This is a genomic window from Pseudomonas sp. YuFO20, from assembly GCF_035064975.1.
Taxonomy (GTDB): Bacteria; Pseudomonadota; Gammaproteobacteria; order Pseudomonadales; family Pseudomonadaceae; genus Aquipseudomonas; species Aquipseudomonas putida_AE.
On the sequence record NZ_JAXDEO010000024.1, the window covers coordinates 1 to 17,711 of the forward strand.

Annotated in this window: 20 protein-coding genes; 9 read left to right on the forward strand and 11 right to left on the reverse strand. The window is 58.5% G+C overall.

The window, feature by feature from the left end; translation table 11 throughout:
* A partial coding sequence (locus SOP85_RS15130) for a DUF3630 family protein (protein ID WP_323627436.1) occupies nt 1-169 on the forward strand: 169 nt, incomplete at its 5' end.
* A 342-nt stretch (nt 170-511) separates the two neighbouring features.
* On the forward strand, nt 512-730 hold the full coding sequence (locus tag SOP85_RS15135) for a hypothetical protein (RefSeq protein WP_323627380.1): 219 nt from the start codon (nt 512-514) through the stop codon (nt 728-730).
* A gap of 117 nt (nt 731-847) precedes the next feature.
* Here SOP85_RS15135 and SOP85_RS15140 read toward each other — a convergent pair whose 3' ends face one another.
* Both SOP85_RS15140 and SOP85_RS15145 read right to left on the reverse strand, forming a co-directional pair.
* The gene (locus SOP85_RS15140) at nt 848-1,468 is read right to left on the reverse strand and encodes a tyrosine-type recombinase/integrase (RefSeq protein WP_103404537.1); all 621 of its coding nucleotides are present in this window, start codon (nt 1,466-1,468) and stop codon (nt 848-850) included.
* A 1,487-nt stretch (nt 1,469-2,955) separates the two neighbouring features.
* Entirely contained in the window at nt 2,956-3,315 is a 360-nt protein-coding gene (locus SOP85_RS15145) for an XRE family transcriptional regulator (RefSeq protein WP_166618471.1), read from the reverse strand.
* 515 nt (nt 3,316-3,830) lie between these two features.
* Here SOP85_RS15145 and SOP85_RS15150 point away from each other — a divergent pair.
* The 3 genes from SOP85_RS15150 (at nt 3,831) to SOP85_RS15160 (ending at nt 5,172) form a co-directional block, all read left to right on the forward strand.
* Nucleotides 3,831-4,307, forward strand: coding sequence for a YchJ family protein (locus SOP85_RS15150; RefSeq protein ID WP_046816639.1), 477 nt, complete (start codon nt 3,831-3,833; stop codon nt 4,305-4,307).
* Nucleotides 4,308-4,474: 167 nt separating this feature from the next.
* Nucleotides 4,475-4,960: an LEA type 2 family protein gene (locus SOP85_RS15155; RefSeq protein WP_274073401.1), complete on the forward strand. Its 486-nt coding sequence runs from the start codon at nt 4,475-4,477 to the stop codon at nt 4,958-4,960.
* A 5-nt stretch (nt 4,961-4,965) separates the two neighbouring features.
* Nucleotides 4,966-5,172 carry an SEC-C metal-binding domain-containing protein gene (locus SOP85_RS15160; RefSeq protein ID WP_008056806.1) on the forward strand — a complete coding sequence of 69 codons (207 nt, stop codon included), beginning with the start codon at nt 4,966-4,968 and terminating at the stop codon, nt 5,170-5,172.
* A 32-nt stretch (nt 5,173-5,204) separates the two neighbouring features.
* Here the strand turns inward: SOP85_RS15160 and SOP85_RS15165 are convergent, their stop codons facing one another.
* Nucleotides 5,205-5,765 (reverse strand): cysteine hydrolase family protein, encoded by a 561-nt coding sequence (locus SOP85_RS15165; RefSeq protein ID WP_323627381.1) that lies wholly within the window; start codon nt 5,763-5,765, stop codon nt 5,205-5,207.
* Nucleotides 5,766-6,050: 285 nt separating this feature from the next.
* Between SOP85_RS15165 and SOP85_RS15170 the strand changes: the two genes are divergently transcribed.
* On the forward strand, nt 6,051-6,461 hold the full coding sequence (locus SOP85_RS15170) for a GNAT family N-acetyltransferase (protein ID WP_274073399.1): 411 nt from the start codon (nt 6,051-6,053) through the stop codon (nt 6,459-6,461).
* Between the two features lie 4 nt (nt 6,462-6,465).
* On the opposite strand, the gene def is transcribed toward SOP85_RS15170, so the two are convergent.
* From def to SOP85_RS15185, 3 genes are all read right to left on the reverse strand, one after another.
* Nucleotides 6,466-7,005 (reverse strand): peptide deformylase, encoded by a 540-nt coding sequence (def, locus tag SOP85_RS15175; RefSeq protein ID WP_130210077.1) that lies wholly within the window; start codon nt 7,003-7,005, stop codon nt 6,466-6,468.
* Nucleotides 7,006-7,007: 2 nt separating this feature from the next.
* Nucleotides 7,008-7,967: a YihY/virulence factor BrkB family protein gene (locus SOP85_RS15180; protein ID WP_274073398.1), complete on the reverse strand. Its 960-nt coding sequence runs from the start codon at nt 7,965-7,967 to the stop codon at nt 7,008-7,010.
* A gap of 176 nt (nt 7,968-8,143) precedes the next feature.
* Entirely contained in the window at nt 8,144-8,335 is a 192-nt protein-coding gene (locus SOP85_RS15185; RefSeq protein ID WP_020798093.1) for a CsbD family protein, read from the reverse strand.
* 198 nt (nt 8,336-8,533) lie between these two features.
* Here SOP85_RS15185 and SOP85_RS15190 point away from each other — a divergent pair, with 198 nt between their 5' ends.
* Nucleotides 8,534-8,911, forward strand: coding sequence for a hypothetical protein (locus SOP85_RS15190; protein ID WP_274073397.1), 378 nt, complete (start codon nt 8,534-8,536; stop codon nt 8,909-8,911).
* 89 nt (nt 8,912-9,000) lie between these two features.
* Here the strand turns inward: SOP85_RS15190 and fadD1 are convergent, their stop codons facing one another.
* A complete protein-coding gene (gene fadD1, locus SOP85_RS15195) occupies nt 9,001-10,698 on the reverse strand; it encodes a long-chain-fatty-acid--CoA ligase FadD1 (protein ID WP_274073396.1) in 1,698 nt (565 codons plus the stop codon).
* Nucleotides 10,699-11,054: 356 nt separating this feature from the next.
* Nucleotides 11,055-12,743: a long-chain-fatty-acid--CoA ligase FadD2 gene (fadD2, locus tag SOP85_RS15200; RefSeq protein ID WP_323607235.1), complete on the reverse strand. Its 1,689-nt coding sequence runs from the start codon at nt 12,741-12,743 to the stop codon at nt 11,055-11,057.
* 226 nt (nt 12,744-12,969) lie between these two features.
* Between fadD2 and SOP85_RS15205 the strand changes: the two genes are divergently transcribed.
* Nucleotides 12,970-13,914: an alpha/beta hydrolase gene (locus SOP85_RS15205; RefSeq protein ID WP_274073394.1), complete on the forward strand. Its 945-nt coding sequence runs from the start codon at nt 12,970-12,972 to the stop codon at nt 13,912-13,914.
* Nucleotides 13,915-13,955: 41 nt separating this feature from the next.
* Nucleotides 13,956-14,426 carry a MaoC family dehydratase gene (locus tag SOP85_RS15210; protein WP_274073393.1) on the forward strand — a complete coding sequence of 157 codons (471 nt, stop codon included), beginning with the start codon at nt 13,956-13,958 and terminating at the stop codon, nt 14,424-14,426.
* Between the two features lie 66 nt (nt 14,427-14,492).
* Here SOP85_RS15210 and SOP85_RS15215 read toward each other — a convergent pair whose 3' ends face one another.
* Genes SOP85_RS15215 through SOP85_RS15225 form a run of 3 tightly spaced genes read right to left on the reverse strand, consistent with a single transcriptional unit; the run spans nt 14,493 to nt 17,542 of the window.
* On the reverse strand, nt 14,493-15,350 hold the full coding sequence (locus tag SOP85_RS15215) for an efflux RND transporter periplasmic adaptor subunit (protein WP_274073392.1): 858 nt from the start codon (nt 15,348-15,350) through the stop codon (nt 14,493-14,495).
* A gap of 10 nt (nt 15,351-15,360) precedes the next feature.
* Nucleotides 15,361-15,567, reverse strand: coding sequence for a DUF1656 domain-containing protein (locus SOP85_RS15220; protein WP_046816627.1), 207 nt, complete (start codon nt 15,565-15,567; stop codon nt 15,361-15,363).
* Nucleotides 15,554-17,542 (reverse strand): FUSC family protein, encoded by a 1,989-nt coding sequence (locus SOP85_RS15225; protein WP_274073391.1) that lies wholly within the window; start codon nt 17,540-17,542, stop codon nt 15,554-15,556. Before SOP85_RS15225 ends, SOP85_RS15220 begins: the two co-directional genes overlap by 14 nt.
* Between the last annotated feature and the right edge of the window lie 169 nt (nt 17,543-17,711).

Sequence of the window (17,711 nt, forward strand, 5' to 3'; positions counted from 1 at the left end):
CAGCAAGTCTGACGGAGCTGATGTGCGTATTTGGGAGGTGCTAATAGACAACGAGTACTTCTTCCTCGCATTTGACGATTTCCCAGTAATGATTACGCTAGAATCGAAGAGTCTGCAGGGAGACGATTATATACCGGCCTTCAAGGCCTTACTCGTTGAGAAGTCCTAACCTTGAAACCAATCCAAACGGACTGAGTGCGGATAAATAATTGACACGCACAAAACAAAGGATGAGCCGTCTGGCAGGAATGATGATGAACTACACCATTCCCCCTCCCACCCAGGCAAACAGGAAAAATGCGGACGTTGTAAGAATGCCTGCTTATGGCCGGTTTCTGTCTGTCCCCACCGGCCGCTTAGGGTCGACCTCTGCCGGTCATATCCTAGGGACGTACAGGTCAAATTCGGTCCAAAGGAGCGTCAGATCGAATCCAAAATAGCTGGGTAGATCTGGGAAAGGCAACGGCGAGATGAGCTAGGCTTCCGGCATCATTACTCAAGGACGACCGTCATGCCCGATAACTCAAATTGCAAAATCGCCACAGCGGACGCTCTGACATTGCTCCTCCACAATCAGCACGCCATATGTGCAGCGATAGAAGAAATAACCAAGTGGCTGTCAGAAAATGGGGTCGGCAGTGTCGCCGCTAATGCGATATCGGCAATGGAAACGCTGGACACAAATGCTCAAGCCATCACAGATTCCATTATGAGGGTACGCCAGTGTTAGATCACTCAGTGAGGTCCAGGACTGCTCTCTAATTTGAATGGCCCCCTGACTTTTAGACACAATTGACTGATAGAGGGACGGATAGCGACGGTCTGGCACGACCGTCGCTGTGAATGGTCACACCTCCGTCTGCTCCGCCATTTCCAAGGCATCATCGACTTCGATTCCCAAGTACCTGACAGTGCTTTCAAGCTTTGTATGACCAAGCAGGAGTTGGACCGCTCTCAAGTTCTTCGTCCTGCGATAAATCAACGAAGCCTTGGTTCTCCGTAGCGTGTGAGTGCCATACATGGTTGGGTCAAGGCCGATGGTTGTCACCCACGCTTTGACTATTCGAGCGTATTGCCTGGTGGATAAATGCTCAGAAGCGTGCAAGCGGCTCGGAAACAAGAAATCCTCACTGCGGAGACGCGCCTGGCGCATCCACGCTTCCAGAACCGTTCGGGTCTGTTCAGTGATTTCAAATTGCACTGGGTGTTGAGTTTTCTGCTGCATCACGATGGCCCGTGACGACACATGCTCCCCATGGGCAATGTCTCGGACCCGCAATTTAGTTAAGTCACAGGCACGCAGCTTGCTATCGATGGCCAGATTGAAGAGCGCCAAATCACGCGTCTTCTCAGCAAGCTGAAGTCTTATTCGGATAGCCCAGATATCTCTGACGCGGAGCGGGGCTTTCTGACCGACAAGCTTTCCCTTGTTCCAAGGCTGATGGCGGTATCTAGCAACAGTGTTCATGGCTCGTCCTCCACGTTAAGGGAAGACAAGGGTGGATCGGTCGCAATGGCTGGTGGTGGCTATCAGCCGCATAGCTGCCTGCAAAGGCATAAATCGACCCTGTGCTGCCCTTCGCGACAGGCAATAATCAGCCGGAATGTTCAATCAGGATTGGTCAGTTCTTTTGACTTCGCTTCCAAGGGCGCGCAGCCCTGGGAGTGCTCTTGGTATGGACATGTTTTCGCATTTCATGCACTCAATGTGATTGAACTTCCGCGGCTTTTCGGAAAAGTCACGTCCGCAGCGACCAATCACCGTGGTTCTATAGATAACTTGAGTATCATCGTGCATATGAGAGCACTCGGCAGTTATGGATCATCCAAGCATAGATCGTCAAAGACCGCTTTGCGGGTGCGTTTGATCGGAGGCCACAACTGCTCTTTAGGAGTGGGAGGATCCAGAGGTCTCTAATAACGCTGGCCAAAAAGCTGACGGTGTGGGGATGCAGCGCGCGGCCAGTTGCTGTCTGTCGCGAATGGCAGAAATTGGCCGTTCTCTGCTGTCCAATGGTTGCAACGCGTATTGTTCTAATCCGATGCCTGGTAGCAGAAAAACATGAGATGGCCGGGGTCTACGAATTAACGCGAGTCGCGTAGAGTCTGCTCCAAAAGGAAGGGTCGCGCGCAGCCTTCTTGGCATACCAAGGATCGGAGGAGTATGCCTCTTTTAAGCGAAGTGATCCTTGGGCTCGCCTTTCTGCTTCAGCCAAGCTGATAACTCCGGCTTCAAAAAACTGGGCCCAGTAGCGGTCCGCCTTCAAAATCGCTGAAGGTTTGATCTGAGAAGTCGTATCACGCATATTGAATCACCCTGACTTTCTAGGCGCCTCGAATGGAGGCTAACGAAAAACGCTACATACTTTTTCGATAAAGAGTATTTTCTTGGAGCGCTGCGCAAATTGCCAGACTTTCATACATTTCGCGGAGAGCGCTGTTATAACCGTCCGATCCAGTCAGATTCGCTCTAACGATTTGCTCGTTTTCTCAGCGTAGACGTCAGGAAGGTTTCTGCAGAAATGTCCGTCACCGGGCAACTGCAGGCGGTCACCACCGACCGCTTATGGCCGATCTCTGCCTGTCGCCACAGTCAGCTGTGGGTCGGTTGCCGCTCTTCACGACAGACAAGATTCGACCCCAAGCGGGCACTCGGCTGACTCCACAGGCCAGGCATATACCCTCGTCGATAGCTCAAGCGGCCAGATTGATTCGGCAGCGGCTGGCCGGTTTTGAAGGGAAAAAGCTGCCCATAGTCGACTAGTTCCAGCTGGTCTAGCGAGTGAAGACCAGATCAAAAACATTCTTGCGATCAATTTGGGCGCCGACGTTAAGATTTTGAATAGCTGCTTGCATTGCTTCACCAAGTTGTTGCCCGCAGCATCGAATACCAAGATTGCGAAAGATAAGTGCCAGACAGCATTTGTCATTGACGGTGGTAGTCGCGTAGCAGACTCACCAATCAACCCTTTTATTTTCGCTTGAGCGAGCAATCTCGGCCTCGTCTAATGCCACACGTCGTCCAGTTGCGCGCTGGCGCTTTTTGCCCTCCATGCGCAGAATCTGTAGCGGGCTGGGCCGCACCTCTTCAAGCAATGAACTCAACCGCTCCAGTTCGCCGATAGCCCTTAAAACGGCGATCAGATTGATCAAAGTGCCCTTGCCCTGACTAAGTAGAAGATGCAATGTCTGACGGCTGATTGCGGCATTTTCGGCCAATGCTTCCAGGCTAATGTTCTTTTTCAACCGAAGAGTTTGAATTCGTTCCCCTACCGTGACGGCGAGGACTTGATCGGTTTGAGCGCGCATTTGCATAACGTCTACTTTCCTAGACCTTAGCTCGTATTCTAACACTTTAGGTCAATAATTCTAGACCATATAGAGTATGGCCCCATTTCTGCAGCAATCATTTGCGCTGACATTGGCTAACCGTAAAGCGCTGGTGGTTCACCCTTGGCTAACCACCACTAACGCTTGGCTGCACTCAATCGGCGATGGGGTGTGAGAAAATTTGTAGTGCCCCCGCCCTCGTTTTTCGACTTATACCAGCAGGCAAGCCGTTTTTCCCCGCTGGGTGGCTGTGGTAAAGGTTTTAAGACAATTGAGTTTGAATGTCATGCCATCGTCGATTCCGTATAGCATGACCTTCATAGACTAACCTTCACCTTTGAAGAATGCTCGATGAGGCTTGTCGCGGAGCTGCAATAAGGCAGATGGCGGTCGCTCATTTGCTACACGCGCTTGAAATAGGTGAAAAAAAGTTAATTTAGGTAAGTGACTGATTTATGGAAGATAAAACAAATGTAACTGTTAGCAAGGCTCCGGAAGTCATGAGTACATCCATTTGCCCCTGCGGCAGCGGCACCCTGCTCGACGCCTGCTGCGGCCATTACCATGCCGGACATCCGGCACCCTGCGCCGAAGCCCTGATGCGCTCGCGTTATAGCGCCTACGTGCTGGGCCTGATCGATTATCTGGTGGCGACCACCCTGCCCGCCCAGCAGGCCGGACTCGACCGTCAATCGATCACCGACTGGAGCGCCCAGAGCACCTGGCTGGGCCTTGAAGTCGAAAGCTCCGAAGTGCTCGGCGGCCAGCCGGAGCATGCCTTCGTCACGTTCACCGCGCGCTGGCACGACGGCAGCGGCGAACACAGCCACCGTGAACGCTCGTCGTTTGTACAGAATGCCGGCCGCTGGTACTTCATCGACCCAACCGTGCAACTGGACATCGGACGCAACGACGCCTGCCCTTGCGCCAGCGGGCACAAGTTCAAGAAGTGCTGTTCGGGGTATTTCGGTAGCTGATACAAGGTCAGGAGATCGACCCGATCTGCAGGAGCCGGCTTGCTGGCGATGCAGGCGACGCGGTCTGTAGGAGCCGGCTTGCTGGCGATGCATACGACACGGTGTGCCAGCCACTCCGCCTTCGCTGGCAAGCCAGCTCCTACAGGGTTCAAGGGAGAACAACGACCATGATCACCCAGAGACTCGAACGCTTTCTGCTCACGCTGGCTCTTTGTCTGGGGCTCGGCGGTTGTGCATCCTGGTTCAGCTCCGACGAGCCGGACCCCGAGGTCCATCTGGTCAGGGTCGAAGTCGTGCGGGCCAAGCTGATGGAGCAACGGTTCGTCCTGCATTTTCGCATCGACAACCGCAATGACAGCGAGTTGACCGTGCGTGGCCTGGAGTATCGCATCCACTTGGGCGACATCCTGCTGGCCGAAGGCGAGCATGAGCACTGGGTCACCGTGAACCCCAGGAGCAGCCGTTTCTACAAGGTGCCGATCCGCACCAACCTGTGGCCCAAGGTCAAGGACCTGGTCAAACAGCTGAAAAACCCCGAGCAGGCCGTTCCCTATCGTCTGGAAGGTGAGATGGAAACCGGTTTATTCATCGCCCACTACGTGCACCTCACGCGTAATGGCGTGATAATCCCCGCCGATCTAATTCCGGAGTAACCCCGATGACCCAGCAACCCCATGTCCATGGCCCAGACTGCAACCACGATCATGACCACCACCAGCATGATCACGACCATGGCCATGTCCACGGCCCGAACTGCGGCCACGCCCACCAGGAACCGGTGCGCAACGCCTTGAAAGACGTTGGCCGCAACGATCCTTGCCCATGCGGCAACGGCAAGAAGTTCAAGAAGTGCCACGGCGCCTGATTGACTGATCGGTAGGAGCTGCGATGCGGCTCCTACAGAGCTTTATCCAGAATGTGTGCGGTGCTGACGACCGTGGCGTACTCGCCATGCAAGTTGCCCAGCGACATCGCATGGACCTCTTCAGCGCTGTGGGCATTGCCGAAAAAGTCGGCCTTGTCGAAGGTAAAGCAGGCATCCTCCGCGACCCAGGTGTCAAACCCCAGATTGCCTGCGGTGCGCGCGGTGGACTCCACCGAGTTGTGAGTCGCTACGCCGACGATGACCAATTGCTCGATCCCCGCCTTACGCAAAAACGCCTCCAGCCCCGTGGAACAAAACGCATCCGGCACCTGTTTTTGAATGTGTCGTTCGCCTGCCGCTGGCTGAAACCGCGACTGAAATTCCACCCCGGATTGCTCGGGCCAGAATACTGAATCCTCTGACCTGGACAAATGCTGCACGTGGATCACCGGCCTGGCGCTGTGGCGCCAGTGGGCCAGCAGTTCCAGCATGCGTTCTTCGGCGTGGGGATTGTTCCGGCGACCGAGTTTCGGCTGCAGGATGCCTTTCTGTTGGTCGATGATGATCAGCGCCGCGTTTGTCTTGAGCTCCATGCCGGCCTTTCTCCCTCGGGTCATTGGCTGTACCGCTCCCATCTTGCATGGGAGCGGTCATCAGCACCAGATCAATGACCGAACACGCCCACCTTCTTGGCTTTCTTTTCCGTGCGCTTTTCGATCGCCGATTTCAGCGGTTTTTTCTTCGCTGCTTTCTTCGAATCCATACCTTTGGACATGATGCGTACTCCACTGACTGGGGATGTGAGATCAGGTATACACCTATCGCCGCCGGCGTGTTCTTTTATAATCGCAGGCTTTGTGCACCGACAGTCCCAGACCATGCCCGATACCCTGTACACCCGGCTCGACGAGCCGTTATGGCCATTGATGAACAAGTTTTATCGCGCCCACCAATCGTCGATGAAGGCGGTTCGCGACGCACAATTGTGGGTGGCGCGGCGCGACGGGATCGTCGGTGCGCTGTGTTTGCGGCCGGTGTCCGGCGGGTTTTGGCTGACCGGGCTGTTTGTCGATCCGGCCTGTCGCGGGCAGGGTGTCGCCGCTGCACTGATCGGTGTCGCGGTCAGCCAGGTTGAAAGCCCGGTATGGCTGTTCTGTCATCCGGACTTGCGGGAGTTCTATCAGCGTCGTGGCTTCGTCTTCGATCCGCCGATGCCTTACGCCCTGGTCGAGCGCCTGAGTCGATACGCGCGCAACAAGCCGATGATTGCCATGGGCCTTGCGCGGTAACGGATCAGTCGTCTGCGTTGGGATCCAGATCCGGGAACATCACCTCGGTAAACCCGAACTTGCTGAAATCGCTGATTCGCGACGGGTACAATCGACCGATCAGGTGATCGCACTCATGCTGCACCACCCGCGCATGAAAGCCCGAAGCGATGCGCACGATCGGCTCACCCTTGGGGTCGAAGCCTTCGTAGCGGATATGTTGATAGCGATCCACCGCACCGCGCAGCCCAGGCACCGACAGGCAACCTTCGAAACCTTCTTCCAAAGTCGGGCTCAGCGGCGTGATCAGCGGATTGATCAGGATGGTCTGCGGCACCGCTTCGGCGTCCGGGTACCGTTCGCTGTGCTCGAAGCCGAAGATCACCAGTTGCAGGTCGACGCCGATCTGAGGCGCGGCCAGGCCGACCCCGCCAACGCTTTCCATGGTCTGGAACATGTCGTCGATCAGTTGCCACAACTCGGGGCTGTCGAACATCTCGGCCGGCACCGGCGGGGCAATGCGCAACAGGCGCTCATCGCCCATCTTCAGAATTTCACGAATCATGGTCAGGTTTCGTCTATGGTCGGTTTCGGTTGTGAGTGATCGCGGCCCAGTCCCGATACGTGCTGTTTTTCCTCATGCACGGGGCCATGCTCGCCGGGGACCTTTTCGCCAGGGTCCTTGCCCTCTCGCGACATGTGCTCGATCACCGCATTCATCTCCGCGCCCAGCAGCAACACCGCGGCGGAGATGTAGAAGTACAGCAACAGCACAATGATCGCGCCGATACTGCCATACATGGCGTTGTAGTTGGCGAACTCCTTGACGTACAGACCGAAGCCCAGCGACGCGATGATCCACACCACCACCGCCAGGACCGAGCCGGGCGTGATGAAACGAAACTCCTGCTTGACGTCAGGCATGACGTAATAGATCAGCGCCACGGCGACCATCAGCAGGATCACGATCACCGGCCAGCGTGCAATGGTCCAGAGGGTAACGATGAAGTACTCGAGACCGACTTGCGCCGCGATCCAGCCCATCACTTGCGGGCCGAGCACCATCAGCGCAGCGGCGATCAGCAACATCCCGGCGATGCCGACGGTGTAGATGATCGACAAGGGAAAACGCTTCCACGCCGGACGGCCTTCGACCACATCGTAGGCGGCGTTCATCGCGCTCATCATCAGCCGCACGCCGGCCGACGCGGTCCACAGGGCAATCACGATACCCACCGACAGCAGGCCACCCTTGGATTGCTGGAGCTGGTCGATCACCGGGTTGACCTGCTCCAGCGCCTGGGGCGGCAACACCAGTTCCGATTGCAGGCGCAGCCATGAAAAGAAGTCCGGCAGGTGCAGGAAACCGATCAGGGCGATCAGGAACAGAATGAAGGGGAACAGCGAAAACAGCATCTGATACGCCAGCGCCGAGGCATAGGTCGACATTTCGTCGTCGACGAATTCAGTGACCGTGCGCATCATCACACGGTGCATGGGCAGACCTTTCATGTCCGGAAAAATCATTAGCGTCTCCATTCGCCGCAATCAGGATGGGTTGAAGTCATGGCGACTCAGGGGCTGTTTTCTACATCAAAAGTAGATTACCTGGCGACTTTGAAACAATTTCCCTGCTCAAGTTCAGGCTGACATAAAAACGGCCATCCGTGGATGGCCGTCGCTGTCGCTAATCAAAGGCCGAATCAGGCCTTGTCGACGCCTTTTTTGACAGCGTCCTTGGCTTTGCCCACCGCTTGTTGAGCTTCGCCTTTCTTTTCCTGCACTACGCCTTCGGCGCGCATCTTGTCGTTGCCGGTGGCCTTGCCAACGCCTTGCTTGACGTTGCCGGCTGCTTCGTTGGCCATGCCTTTTACTTTATCGCCTGTGCTGCTCATGGTGTTTCTCCCGAACAATATTGATGAATAAAGTGGTTACAGAAGGTTGACCGGAGGCGTTTGCACGGAGTTTCATTTATTTTTACCGCGACATTTCATCGATCCGGGCAGGTTGGGCTTTATGTTTACCGGCCAACCCCCGAGAATGCGCAACGTATTCAGGCCCTGGCGCTGAAGATCCAATTTTGTAGGAATGTTATGAAAATCGATAAAAAGCAGGCCATTGCCCGCAGAAACCTGGAACTGGGCGGTGCTGTGCTTGGCGTCAACAACTGCCATTTCACCGAACTGAACCGCAACCGCAACATCTGGTGGTTCGATATCCCGGTGACGCGCCTGGCCGTTGGTCAGTACGAGTGGATTCACCTGCTGATGCACACCCCGGACACCGATCAACTGTTGCACCTGAAAGTGCCGACCGTGTTCCTGCGCGAGAAGCTCGAAGGCCTGGTGGTGCGCAACGAAGGCAAGCGCAAGGCGGCATTGAGCCTGGAACTGAGCGCCGACAAGGATTCCTTCCTGCAGGACATGCGCCCGGCGGGCACCAACGTCAATTTCGCGCCGTTCCGCCAATAATCGAAAAGACCGCAGCCCTGTAGGAGCTGCCGAAGGCTGCGATCTTTTGATATTCAACAAAAAGCCCCGCATCTGCGGGGCTTTTTGTTTTACGCGGCGTTCTTCGCCTTGATCTTCTTCAACTCTTCATCGCGCAACTCACGACGCAGGATCTTGCCGACGTTGGTGGTTGGCAGCGCATCGCGGAACTCCACGGAGCGCGGAACCTTGTAGCCGGTGACATTGGCGCGCATGTGCTCCATCACCTGTTCCTTGGTCAGGGTCACGCCCGGTTTGGCGACGATGAAAATCTTGATCGCTTCCCCCGACTTCTCGTCCGGCACGCCGATGGCCGCGCATTGCAGAACGCCCGGCAGGGTCGCCAGCACGTCTTCCAGTTCGTTCGGGTACACGTTGAATCCGGAAACCAGGATCATGTCTTTCTTGCGATCGACAATGCGCATGTAGCCGTCAGGCTGGATCAGCGCGATGTCACCGGTCTTCAACCAGCCTTCGCTGTCGAGGATTTCATCGGTGGCTTCCTGGCGCTGCCAGTAGCCCTTCATCACCTGCGGCCCTTTCACACAGAGTTCGCCGATTTCGCCCATTGGCTGTTCGACACCAGCATCGTCGACGATTTTGCACAGGGTCGACGGCACCGGAATGCCAATGGTGCCGATCTGGATCTTCTGGATCGGGTTGACCGTGGCCACCGGGCTGGTTTCGGTCATGCCGTAACCTTCGCAGATGGCGCAACCGGTGACCGCTTTCCAGCGCTCCGCCGCGGCCAGTTGCAGGGCCATGCCGCCGGACAGGGTGACTTTCAACGCCGAGAAATCCAGCTTGCGGAAGCCTTCGTTGTTGCACAGGGCCACGAACAGGGTGTTGAGGCCGACGAAACCGCTGAACTTCCACTTCGACAGTTCCTTGACCATCGCCGGCAGGTCGCGCGGGTTGCTGATCAGGATGTTGTGGTTGCCGATCAGCATCATCGCCATGCAATGAAAGGTGAACGCATAGATGTGGTACAGCGGCAGCGGCGTGATCAGGATCTCACAACCTTCATTGAGGTTGGAGCCCATCAGTGCCTTGCACTGCAGCATGTTCGCCACCAGGTTGCGGTGGGTCAGCATAGCGCCCTTGGCCACGCCAGTGGTGCCGCCGGTGTATTGCAGCACTGCGACATCGCTGCTGGCCGGGTTGGCTTCAGTCACGGGTTGGCCATGGCCCTTGCTCAACACGTCGTTGAACTTCACCGCTTTTGGCAAGTGATAGGCCGGCACCATCTTCTTCACGTACTTGATCACGCTGTTGATCAGCAGACGCTTGAGCGGTGGCAACAGGTCCGCCACTTCCGTGACGATGACGTGCTTGACCCCGGTTTTCGGCACCACGGTTTCAGCCAGGTGCGCCATGTTGGCCAGGCAAACCAGGGCTTTGGCACCGGAGTCATTGAACTGGTGTTCCATTTCCCGCGCGGTGTACAGCGGGTTGGTATTGACCACGATCAGCCCGGCGCGGATGGCACCGAAGACGGCAACCGGGTACTGCAGCACGTTCGGCAGCTGCACGGCGATTCGATCGCCCGGCTGCAAATCGGTATGCTGTTGCAGGTACGCGGCAAAGGCACCGGACAATTCGTACAGCTCACCGTAGGTGATAGTCCTGCCCAGGTTGCTGAATGCCGGTTTGTTGGCGAAGCGTTGGCAGGATTGCTTCAACACTGCCTGAATATTCGGGTACTCGTCTGGATTGATGTCGGCAGCAATTCCAGCTGGGTACTTATCCTTCCAAAAGTCTTCGATCATGGAAGCCCACTCCTCAGCAACGCGAATTCAGCACCGCATTTGATGCGATTATTATTGGTGTTTGGTTATTGGTGAATCTGGGCTTTCATACACGCCGAGAAGCACAAAACGCGCCGAGAGTAGCAGCTTTGCCAAGGGTCGCCTAGAGCCAAAAGCGGCCTCTACAGTCACAATTGTGACTCAAGAATGACAAGCGGTCATTTTAGAGCAAAAAACCTATATTGCCTTGAAACCCCCGAAAATCGGGGGCTCAAAACAAAAGATCGCAGCCTTCGGCAGCTCCTACAGGGGAATGTGATTCCTGTAGGAGCTGCCGAAGGCTGCGATCTTTGGAGAGCGCCCCGCTCTACAACCTGTTACGCGATATCCCGCAACTCCCGCCGCAGAATCTTGCCCACCGGTGTCATCGGCAACGACTCACGCAGGACGATGTGCTTGGGCACCTTGTACGCCGTGAAGTTTTCCTTGCAGTAAGCCTTCAACTCCTCAAGGCTGACCCCCGCCTCACGCGCCACCACGAACAACTTCACCGCCTCGCCCGAACGCTCGTCCGGCACACCAATCACCGCGCAGTTGGCGACTTTCGGGTGAGCCATGACCACGTCTTCGATTTCGTTCGGGTACACGTTGAAACCCGAGACGATGATCATGTCCTTCTTGCGATCGACGATGCGCACGAAGCCGTCCGGGTCGATCACCGCGATGTCGCCGGATTTGAACCAGCCCTCGCTATCCAGCACTTCGTTGGTCGCCTCGGGTTTCTGCCAGTAGCCCTTCATGATCTGCGGGCCCTTGATGCACAGCTCGCCACGCTCGCCCAATGGCTGCTCGACGCCTTCGTCGTTGATCACCTTCAGCGTGGTGCCCGGCACCGGCAGGCCGACCGTGCCGATGCGCGACTGGTCGCCATAGGGGTTGGTGCAGGCCACCGGCGAAGTTTCGGTCAGGCCGTAGCCTTCGGTGATGCGGCAACCGGTCAGTTGCTCCCAGCGCTCGGCCGTGGCCTTGACCAGCGCGGTGCCGCCGGAGTTGGTGAGCTTGAGGCTGGAGAAGTCCAGGGTCTTGAAGTCCGGGTGGTCCATCAGCGCGACGAACAGCGTGTTGAGCCCCAGTAATGCCGAGAACCGCCAGTTCTTCAGCTCCTTGATGAAAGCGCCGATGTCCCGGGGATTGGTGATCAGCACGTTGTGATTGCCGGTCACCATCATGCACATGCAATTGGCCGTGAACGCATAGATGTGGTACAGCGGCAGCGGCGCGATCATTACCTCCTGGCCTTCGCGCAGCAGCGGCCGGCCGTCGGCCGCGAACTGGCCGAGACAGGCCCGGGCCTGCTGCATGTTGGCCACCAGGTTGCCGTGGGTCAGCATCGCGCCCTTGGCCAGGCCGGTGGTGCCGCCGGTGTATTGCAGCACGGCGATGTCGTTGAGGCCTGCCTTCAACCCCTTGATGCCCAGGCCGCGGCCCATGCGCAACGCACTCTTGAAGGAAATCGCCTGGGGCAAGGAATAGGCCGGGACCATTTTCTTCACCTTGCTCACCAGCGTGTTGACCAGCCAGCCCTTGGCGGCCGGCATCAGGTCGCCCATCTTCGCTTCGATCAGGTACTGGATGTCGGTGTCGGGCAGCACTTCCTGAACTTTCTGCCCGAACATGTTCAGGTACACCAGTGCCCGGGCGCCGGAATCCTTGAACTGGTGACGCATCTCCCGCGCGGTGTACAGCGGGTTGGTGTTGACCACGATCAGCCCGGCGCGCAAGGCGCCGAACACGGCGATGGGGTATTGCAGGACGTTGGGCATCTGCACCGCGATGCGATCCCCCGGCACCAGGTCGGTATGGGCTTGCAGGTAACCGGCGAACGCGGCGCTGTAGCGTTCCAGCTCGGCGTAGGTCAGGGTGACGCCCATGTTGGTGAAGGCCGGGCGATCTGCGAACTTCTTGCAGGAACGCTCGAACACCTCGATGACCGACTTGTATTCAGCGACATCAATGTCCAGGGGTACGCCGGCCGGGCGTTTGTCATTCCAGAAATCAGGTTGCATTGTTCTTGTCCTCTTTACCTGAACCGATCCGGGGCCGCTGATCTGTCATTTCTCAAATACAGAACGCGGAGCTTCACGGACACTAGCAGCTATGGCGAATCAGGCAAATATGGGCAAGGGCGTCATAGACCGTGTGAATCTTCCCGCCGTGGCGTGGGCTGATGCCAGCGCCGTTATGCGCTATACAATGCAACCACCCCGCGCCCATGCATGGAAAGGAATCGCCATGATCCACGACACGTTCTGGCTGACCGCCAGTGACCGCAGCCGCCTCTTCGTCAACCAGTGGCTACCTGCTGGCAGCCCCAGGGCCGTGATCCTGCTGGCCCACGGCATGGCAGAACACAGCGGTCGCTACGGGCGCCTGGCGGAAAAACTCTGCGAACAGGGCTACGGCGTCTACGCGCCGGACCTGCGTGGACATGGCAAAACTGCCGAAAACGGGACGCTCGGACACTTCGCCGACAGCGATGGCTGGGCCAAGGTGGTGGGCGACCTGGCGTGCCTCAACCAGCACCTCGGCCAGCAGCACCCCGGGACCCCGATTGTGTTGCTGGGGCACAGCATGGGCAGCTACATCGCCCAGGCCTATCTGCTGCATCACAGCGCCAGCCTGCACGGGGCCATTCTCAGCGGTTCGAACTTCCAGCCCGTGGCCCTTTATCGGGCGGCCCGCCAGATCGCGCGTATCGAACGTCTGCGCCAGGGCCCCAAGGGCCGCAGCGCCCTGATCGAATGGCTGTCGTTCGGCTCGTTCAACAAGAAATTCAAACCGGCGCGCACCCGCTTCGACTGGCTCAGCCGTGACCCGGTCGAGGTCGACCTGTACGCCAGCGATCCGCTGTGCGGCTTTCGCTGCACCAACCAACTGTGGATCGATTTACTCGGCGGCTTGCAGCAAATCAGCAAAGCGTCCAATCTCGCCCAGATCGATCCGGGCCTGCCGCTGCTGGTGATCGGCGGCGAATGTGATCCGGTGAGTGAGGGCAAGCGTCTGAATGATCTGGCCAACGCGCTGCGCGAGGCTGGCAGCCAGAGCCTGCAACTGACCGTTTACCCGCAGGCACGGCACGAACTGTTCAACGACATCAACCGCGATGAAGTGACGACCGACGTGTTGGCCTGGATCAACCAGGCGTTGAGCAATCCGCGACCACACCGAACCGAATAGTTTTTTGTGAATTTTTTAATTCGTCACAGGAATCCAGACACATGACCCAGGTTACCAACACCCCTTACGAAGCCCTCGAAATCGGCCAGACCGCCAGCTTCAGCAAAACCGTTGAAGAGCGCGACATCCAGCTGTTCGCCGCCATGTCCGGCGACCACAACCCGGTGCACCTGGACGCCGAATACGCCGCGACCACCATGTTCAAGGAACGTATCGCCCACGGCATGTTCAGCGGTGCGCTGATCAGTGCCGCGGTCGCCTGCGAGCTGCCTGGGCCGGGCACCATCTACATCGGCCAGCAGATGAGCTTCCAGAAGCCGGTGAAGATTGGCGACACCCTGACCGTGCGCCTGGAAATTCTCGAGAAACTGCCGAAGTTTCGTGTGCGCATTGCCACTCGCGTTTTCAACCAGCGCGACGAGCTGGTGGTGGATGGCGAGGCGGAGATCCTGGCGCCGCGCAAGCAACAGTCGGTGACTTTGACCGAGTTGCCGGCGATCAGTATCGGTTGATTACGTTAAAAGATCGCAGCCTCGTTTCACTCGACAGCTCCTACAAGGCTGCGATCTTTTGATTTTTCAAGGCTCCTGCACCTGCACGCTCGCCGTCATCCCCGCACTCAGGTTGAGCCCTTCCGGCAACTTGTCCAGCTTGATCCGCACCGGAATCCGTTGCGCCAGCCGCACCCAGTTGAACGTCGGCTCGACTTCCGCCAGCAACTGCCCATCCGGCGTGGTATTGCGGTCGGTAATCCCCCGGCTGATGCTTTCCACCGTCCCCTGCAAGGCATCCCCGGCGCTCATCAGCCAGACTTTCACCGGGTCGCCGACGCGAATCCGCGGCAGCTTGGTTTCTTCGAAATACGCCTGCACATAGAAGGTCGAGTCGTCGATCAAGGCCATGACTGACTGCCCGGCGTTCACATAGTTGCCCTGGGCCAGGCGCAGGTTGGTGATGTGGCCGTTGCGCGGGGCGTGGATCTGGCTGCGGTCGAGATTGATTTGTGCGGCCTTGGCTTCGGCCTGGGCTTCGCGCAATTCGCCCCGGGCGATGCCGGCGTTGATCTGCGCATTTTCCCGCAGCTCGGCACTGATCGCCTGCGGCCCGAGACTGGCGCGTCGGCTGGCTTCGCGCTCGCGCAGATTGAGTTGCTGCTGGCGGGTCTGCACCACCGCCTGGGCCTTCTCCAGCGCTGCCTCGAAACGATCGCGGTCGATGCTCAGCAACAGATCGCCGGCCTTTACTTCCTGGTTGTCGTGGACCTTGAGCTCACGCACCCAGCCCGACACATCCGGGGAAATCACCACCACATCGGCACGGATGCGCGCGTCCCGGGTCCAGGGGGTCAGCATGTAGTACTGCCACAGATGGACGCCGGCAAAAATCGCCACGGCCACCAGGCACAGGGTGACGGCTACACGTACGGGGGTACGCATGTTCAACTCCTTATAAAGGTCCGAGGACGACGGTGATCACGGTCAATACACAGACGTACAAGGCGCAATCGAATAATGCTTCATGCCAGATCCAGCGGCTCACCGGGGTCAGGCGCAATAACAGGCGCAAGGCGCCGGTGACCAGCAGTGCCAGCACCAGGTAAATCAGGAATGGGCTGAGCAGCACGCCGCCCACCGACCACTCACGCAAGCCCATGAATTTCCTCCTGCTGGCGGCACCAGGCGCGCCAGCTGTTTTGCAATTGCAGCACCGCGCCCTGGGCCAGCTTCAGCGCATCGCTGGGAGGCAAGGCGTACAGGGTTTGCAGCAACGCTTCGCTGGGTTCGGCCAAGGCCTCGGCGCGACTGCCGGCAGGGCCCTGGCGCAGGACATTTTCCAGGTCGTCGAGATAACGCCGCTGCGGCGCCGTGACCGGTACCTGCGCCACCGCCAGGCTCAAGCGCAGGTGCAGCAATTCGTCGCCGATGTCCAGGCCGAGCAGGCCGTCGTCCCAGCGACTGCGCGCCGGTTCCGGCAGTTCCGGATAGTGCCGCGCCAGTTGCAGCAAACGGTCGGCCATGCGCCCGCCGAACCAGCTTTCGGCACCGGCCAGGTTGCGCCGGGTCAGGCGCACCAGGTCGTCCAGGGTTGCCACCAGCAAACGTCGGCCATGCCAGGTCGGGTTGCGCAGGATCAGCAAATGGAACGCCAGCACCGCCGCACCGACGCCGATCACCATGGCCTGGGCACTGTTGAAGAAGGTCGCGACGCCGAACTGCATCTGGTTCAGCGGGGCCACCAGCACAATGAAATGCAGGCAGAACGAAGTGGCCGTGGCGCCGATCTGCGGCTTGGCCATGCCCAGCGCGCCGAAAAACAGCGGCACGCCCATGCCCAGGCAGAGCATGGCGAAACTGCTCCATTGCGGCAGCAAGATCTGCCCGACGACAAACGCCGCTGGAATGGCCAGGAAAATACCGCGCATGAAACTCATGCCGATCTGCGCGCCGTTCTCGCGGCTGGCGAACAGGCTGCAGACCACACAGGTCAACACCAGTGCACCAGCCGCGGCGGGCCAGGCGGTTGCCAGCCAGAAGCACGACACCACCAGGAAGGCCAGGGCGCTGCGGGCGCCGAAGACCAGGGCTAACGACAGGTCGCGGTGCGGTGTCAGGGTTCTCGGCGGAACCACTGCGTCACGGCCCTCCTCCACCGCTTTCAACGCCGCGTTCGCCGCCATGGCGGTGTCCATCAACAAAGTGAAACGGACCAGGCAATAACTCTGCGCAGAACTGATGTGCGGGTCATGGGAAGCATCGAGCAAACGCGGGCGCAAGGCTTGCAGGATCGCGGCATCGGCACTGCCCAGCGCCTCCTGGACCTCGTTCATCCACTGCAACAACTGCTCGGACTCCTGCGGTTCCAACTGCTTCCACTGCCGGCGCACCGAACGGGCAATGCGCAACAGCATCAACAGCTTCTGGCTCAAACCGCTGATGGCCCGCGCACGTTGGCGTCCCTGGCCGCCTTCGAACCAGGCGTGTTCGCGCTGGGCGTCCACCGCGACGATTCTTCCGAGGATTTCCAGCAGGCCTTTGCGCGCCTGGCCATCGCCAGCCAGGGTCGCCCGCGCGGCATTGATCCCGCTTTGCCAGGCGGCCCGGGCCTGGTCGGCCAATTGCCGTTCCACCCGCAGCGGCCAGATCAAGGCACTGCTGACCGTGGCGCAGATAATCCCCAGGCTGATTTCCGTGCAACGCGCCACGGCCTGATCGAACACCGTCAACGGATGGTTGATGGCCGGCAAGGCAATGATCGCCACCGTGTAACCGGCCAGCACGAATGAATAGGACCAGGCGCTGCGCAGCAGTGTTGAACTGGCGGTACACAGCCCGAGCCACAACGCCAGGGCCAGCAGGAACAGCCAGGGAGTCTGGGCAAAGACGCCCATGAACACCACCGACATGATCGTCCCGACCAATGTCCCCAACAGTCGCGCCAGGCCTTTTTGCAGGACCATCCCGGACAACGGCTGGGCCACGATGAAGGCCGTCATCAACGCCCAGGCCGGTTGCTCCAGGCCCCAGCGCAACGCGAGCCACAGCGCCACGCCCCCGCCGATCAGGGTCTTGATCGCGAATTGCACGGCGCGCAGGTCAGGCGCGAACAAAGCCTGCAGGGTGATAGGCACTAAATGGACTCTCGAGAGGACGATTTAACGATAGACGGCTTCTCCCACGACCTCTCATAAAACGCGGATTCTGTAGGAGCTGCCGAAGGCTGCGATCTTTTGATCTTGCTCTTCAGCGGGTTCAAAGCCGCCAAAAGATCGCAGCCTTCGGCAGCTCCTACAAGGGTTT